General features: G+C 32.8%; 5 protein-coding genes. 4 read left to right on the forward strand and 1 reads right to left on the reverse strand.

The genetic code is table 11. The annotated features are described in order from the left end of the window. Positions 1 to 180: 180 nt before the first annotated feature. Positions 181 to 918, reverse strand: coding sequence for a hypothetical protein (locus ENO17_03200; protein ID HER24044.1), 738 nt, complete (start codon positions 916 to 918; stop codon positions 181 to 183). A gap of 604 nt (positions 919 to 1,522) precedes the next feature. On the opposite strand from ENO17_03200, the gene ENO17_03205 reads away from it, so the two are divergent. The 4 genes from ENO17_03205 to ENO17_03220 all read left to right on the forward strand — a co-directional run bounded on the left by ENO17_03205 (position 1,523) and on the right by ENO17_03220 (position 4,137). After that, positions 1,523 to 2,086 carry a hypothetical protein gene (locus ENO17_03205; protein ID HER24045.1) on the forward strand — a complete coding sequence of 188 codons (564 nt, stop codon included), beginning with the start codon at positions 1,523 to 1,525 and terminating at the stop codon, positions 2,084 to 2,086. A 306-nt stretch (positions 2,087 to 2,392) separates the two neighbouring features. Next, entirely contained in the window at positions 2,393 to 2,647 is a 255-nt protein-coding gene (locus tag ENO17_03210; GenBank protein HER24046.1) for a hypothetical protein, read from the forward strand. Next, the gene (locus ENO17_03215; protein HER24047.1) at positions 2,644 to 3,381 is read left to right on the forward strand and encodes a hypothetical protein; all 738 of its coding nucleotides are present in this window, start codon (positions 2,644 to 2,646) and stop codon (positions 3,379 to 3,381) included. The genes ENO17_03210 and ENO17_03215 overlap by 4 nt, the downstream gene beginning before the upstream one ends. 306 nt (positions 3,382 to 3,687) lie before the next feature. After that, the gene (locus tag ENO17_03220; protein ID HER24048.1) at positions 3,688 to 4,137 is read left to right on the forward strand and encodes a hypothetical protein; all 450 of its coding nucleotides are present in this window, start codon (positions 3,688 to 3,690) and stop codon (positions 4,135 to 4,137) included. The last annotated feature ends 497 nt before the right edge of the window (positions 4,138 to 4,634 follow it).

The following is a 4,634-nucleotide window of genomic DNA, read 5'->3' on the forward strand; positions in this document are numbered from 1 at the left end:
CCGCTAAAAGATTTGAGCAAAAAAGCGAAGTTAATCATGAAATAAAAGAGGTCATGCAAAAGATGATAACAGCTTTGAAGGAAGTTTGAATGTCAAATGTTGAGACCTGACCCCTTTTACTTTTATTGATGATGTAATACCAGGTGGGATTTAGAGGGGATTGTCAAACTTGGTTATACTTTAACGCCACACAGAATTTGGTACTTCTATCGGTTTAGGTTCGCTATTAGCATCAAGTGATGAAATCTCGAAGGCATATGATGGTTTCTGTTCATCGAACCGTTGTCTTAGGTCAATTCGAGCCCAGTCGTAAGGTGCTACCATAATGTGCCATTCCACGTGCATTTCCCATTCATCAGAAAAGAACAGGTAATGTGATACGACTAACCACTGCGGGCTCACTATGGTTCCAGTCCATTCTGTATCACTTGTGATTCCGAGTTCAGGATGGTTCGATTCCAACCATGGAACAAACTTATCTTTTAACTCTACTGCATATTCTTGCCTATCATCTTCACCTTCTACTACTTCAAAGGTAACAACCTTTTCATCAGTCAAACTGCCTCGGTTTCCAGTAATAGTCACTTCAATAGATTTTCCCGTACTTGATTGTGTCGGGATGACAACAACCTCAGCGACCTGGCCTTCAAGTATAGCTTTTTTATAAATGATTATCTCAGCACCGGCGGCATCAGCTGAGATCTCTACAGTGGCTTCACTTGTTTGACCTTCATCAGCGATTGTGACCAGAAATACACAATGTTGCCCTGCAATAGAGTTTCCCTTCAATTGCTCAGGTATCACATCAATGTGAAACGGAATGTTTTCATCTTGAGGCGTTGTCACACAGCCGGCCATAAACACGATCGACAAGACGAGTGCCAACAGGCATGACAGAATTCGTGAAAGTTTAATCATCTTAATTATTCACGCACCTTCATATACCTTTTAATTATTTTACTAAATAAAACACGCTTTTTTTAACTCACGTAGGTTTCTGCTCTGATTATAATTAAAGTTAAGAAGATTGTCAAAATTACGGATAACGTGTTCCAATGAAACTTTATACTATAAATTTTTTTAGCAAATAAAAAGCTCGAGTTGCCGATGACAAAGCGAGCTTGTAAAGGAGGTATAATTATGAAAAATGTTAGGGTGGTGGTGGTTATAATAGCTCAGTAATTCGGTAACTTTTTCTAACTTTCCATAAAGGGTGGAAATAGCAAATTAAAATACATCCTAAAGTGTTTTTATTACTTAAAGCTTTTTATAAAAAAAGAAGGATATTTTAAATCTTTTGTTGTATTAATATTAGGGTGTATAAAAATTGGAAAACAATAATTCCTTTAGATCGCTGGTGGCGATTCAATAAGGTAAATGTATATTTTTGAAGTGTGGCAAAGAGCCGTTGTCTCCTTTGACATTTTTCAATTTTCGATTGATAATCCGATTCCTTTTGATATAGTAAAAAAAATTGTAAAGTACAGCGTAAAAGAAAATTTAGCCAAGAAGTAAAATAACTATGAGTAAACTTAAAACACTATACCTGGATAACAGAAAAGATTGGCGTGCATGGCTTGAAAATAATTTCGATAAAGAAAAAGAAATCTGGTTGGTGTATCCAAGCAAATCTTCGGGAAGACCGAGAATTGTATACAACGATGCAGTGGAAGAAGCATTATGCTTTGGTTGGATTGACAGCATTGTTAAAACTCTTGATAAAAATAGTAGCATTCAACGTTTTTCTCGCAGAAATCCTAAAAGCAGTTATTCTCAAGCTAACAAAGAAAGGATAAAATGGCTCCTGCAAGAAAATATAATACATCCTTCAATGTTGGACACAGCTAAAAGAATTCTCGAAGAGAAGTTTGTATTTCAACCGGATATTATAAAAGCCGTAAAAAATGATAAAATCACATGGAAAAATTATAACAATTTTTCTGATACATATAAAAGAATCCGTATTGCATATATTGAAGCAGCCAGAAAACGTCCTGACGAATTTAAAAAGCGACTTAAGAACTTTATTGTGAAAACAAAACAAAACAAACAGATCGGGTTTGGAGGCATAGAAAAATACTACTAGGTGCTTTGAAAAATGAAATTCACTCTTAACACCTCTTTAGTTTTTTAAAAGTGTCAGGAGAACCATCCCCTTGACACCCTTGACAATATTGCTTTCGAAGAAAGCGCGGCAATCTCATCTCCTATCTATTTTTTAAAAAAAGAAGGATTTTTTAAAATCTTTGTCGTATTAGTATTAAGGTGTAGAAAAATCGAAAAAGACTAATTCTTTTAACCACTGGCGGTGATTCAATAAGATAAATATATATTTTTGGAGTGTGAGAAAGAACCATCCCCTTGGTACACAATATTTGGAGGAGATTGATAAATGAAAAGCTATATTTTTATCACCGAAGAAGGTACTTCGTATCAGCCAAATAGTATCTCATCTGAACCAGACATAGATAATTGTCAAGTTATTGCTTTTGCTAAAGGAAAAGATGAAAATGAGGCATTTATAAACTTAAAAAAAGAGAATGATTATTTATTCGATACAAATTTTGATGAAATAATTTGTATCGAACTTAAACATGAGGATTATTATCATAATGCTAAACATTTTCATTTGAGTGAATACAGATGAAACAATACGAAGCAGTAATAAAAGTAATGGAAGAAAAAGGTGGCTATGCTACTCTTGGAGAATTATATCAAGAAGCATTAAAGGTCCTTGGTATTGAATGGAAAACTAAAACACCTTTTGCAAGCATTCGGCGTATTGTTCAGGATAATAGATTTTTCTTTAAGATTAGACCTGGTCTCTGGGCATTGAAAGAATTTAGAGATAAATTACCTATTGAGATTTTACCAACTAATGAAGTCTCAGAATCAAAAAAATTAGAATTTAATCATTCTTATTATCAAGGATTACTATTAGAAATAGGTAATTTAAAAAAATTTCAAACTTCATTACCTCCGCAGGACAAACAAAAAAAATATTTAGGAAAAACCCTTCAAGATATTTCTACTATAAAAGATTTTTATAATTTTACCTACAAACATCTTGTAGAAAAAGCGAAGAGAATAGATGTAGTATGGTTTAATGAAAGAAAAATGCCAGATTCATTTTTTGAAATTGAACATACAACAGATATGGTGCATTCACTCTTAAAATTTGTGGAGTTACAAGATTTTTATTCAAAATTTTATATCGTAGCTAATGAGTTGTATGAAAATCAATTTAATGCAAAACTATCATATAATGCTTTTTTGGTTTTGCGTAATCGAGTTCATTTTATAACTTATGAGATAGTATCAAATTGGCATAGTAAAACTTATGAATTAGTAACTTTAGAAGATAAACTAATCATAAGGTAGACCGAGAATTTTCCCATGCAGGTCTTCCCCCCCTGATACTCATTCTTCAGCGTAACCATCGAATAATCTGTGGGGTTTTAAATATTTTTTCTTCCCATCAATCCTTTCTTAAATTTTTCACCCTGAAGTATTTTTTATAAAAAAGAAGGATTTTTTATATCTTTTGTCGTATTAATATTAAGGTGTAGAAAAATTGAAAAAGCTAACTCTTTTAATCGCTGGTGGCGATTAAATAAGGTAAATATATATTCTTGAAATATGACAAAGAACCGTCCCCTGACACATTTGTAGGAGGAAAATAATATTATGAGAAAAGATAGCGAGTGGAGCGTAATTGACGGTGAACCTTGTAGGGTGATTGATTTTACACCATTGGCTTCGGTTAAAAATGGCAAAGTTATTGCCCCTAATTTAACTGATCCATATGCCTTAATTACTTTGGAATGCAAAAAGATGCCAAACACGATAAAAGGTTATGTTACGCATAAAATGGATTTTACTCATCTTTGGACCGCTTTCAGGGAACGAGGCATATCTGATAATGAGGAAGTAATAATTATTTGGACAACTAAACATTACAAATATAAATTTCTAAAATTACTTTCACCCGCTTATCCCAAAATGTGGGTAATGATTTGCCTAAAGGGGGCTTTAGAAATAATGGTTGATTCGAATTGGAAACCAGAATTAACAGGCGAAGCTAGGTGGAATGCGATGAAACCAATAGTGGAATGGAAACCAGAAGTTATGGAGTAAAAAATTAAAGTAATAATGAGAAATAAAAGTTCTATCTATGGTACAAGTTGAGGAACCAAATAATATTACAGTCCTTCAGCCTTTGCTGAAGAGCTTTTTATTTAAAAAAGAAGGATTTTTAAACTATTAATAGAATGTTAATAATAGAACTATTTGAACTTGGGTGCATTAAGAAGTGAACGACGAGGAAAATAAATTAAAAGAGGCATTCGAACTTTCTGATCTATTGTATTCTAATGTATTCTAAAAAAAAAGATGAAATTATGTCAGGTTTGGAAGAAAAGCTAAGTAAAATTACTGAAAAATTTGTAGGAGTAGGAGGTGTTGTTGGTTCTCAGCATGCAAAATGTCTTTTAAAATAAAGAATAAAGAGAGTAAAAAATTTCGTCCCTTACAGGTTAAATTTTGATTTATAATGAAAAGAAAGGGGTCAGGTCTCAACATTTGACATAACTCTATCTAAATGCTAATATTTTATTATGGCTAGACCTTTACGA

This window comes from Candidatus Atribacteria bacterium, assembly GCA_011056645.1.
In the GTDB taxonomy this organism is placed as follows: domain Bacteria; phylum Atribacterota; class Phoenicimicrobiia; order Phoenicimicrobiales; family Phoenicimicrobiaceae; genus Sediminicultor; species Sediminicultor quartus.

Bases quoted from the DNA above. Each gene is read 5' to 3' on its own strand.
- ENO17_03205 (HER24045.1), top strand. From the start codon at position 1,523: ATGAGTAAACTTAAAACACTATACCTGGATAACAGAAAAGATTGGCGT.
- ENO17_03210 (HER24046.1), top strand. From the start codon at position 2,393: ATGAAAAGCTATATTTTTATCACCGAAGAAGGTACTTCGTATCAGCCA.
- ENO17_03215 (HER24047.1), top strand. From the start codon at position 2,644: ATGAAACAATACGAAGCAGTAATAAAAGTAATGGAAGAAAAAGGTGGC.
- ENO17_03220 (HER24048.1), top strand. From the start codon at position 3,688: ATGAGAAAAGATAGCGAGTGGAGCGTAATTGACGGTGAACCTTGTAGG.
- ENO17_03200 (HER24044.1), bottom strand. From the start codon at position 918: ATGATTAAACTTTCACGAATTCTGTCATGCCTGTTGGCACTCGTCTTG.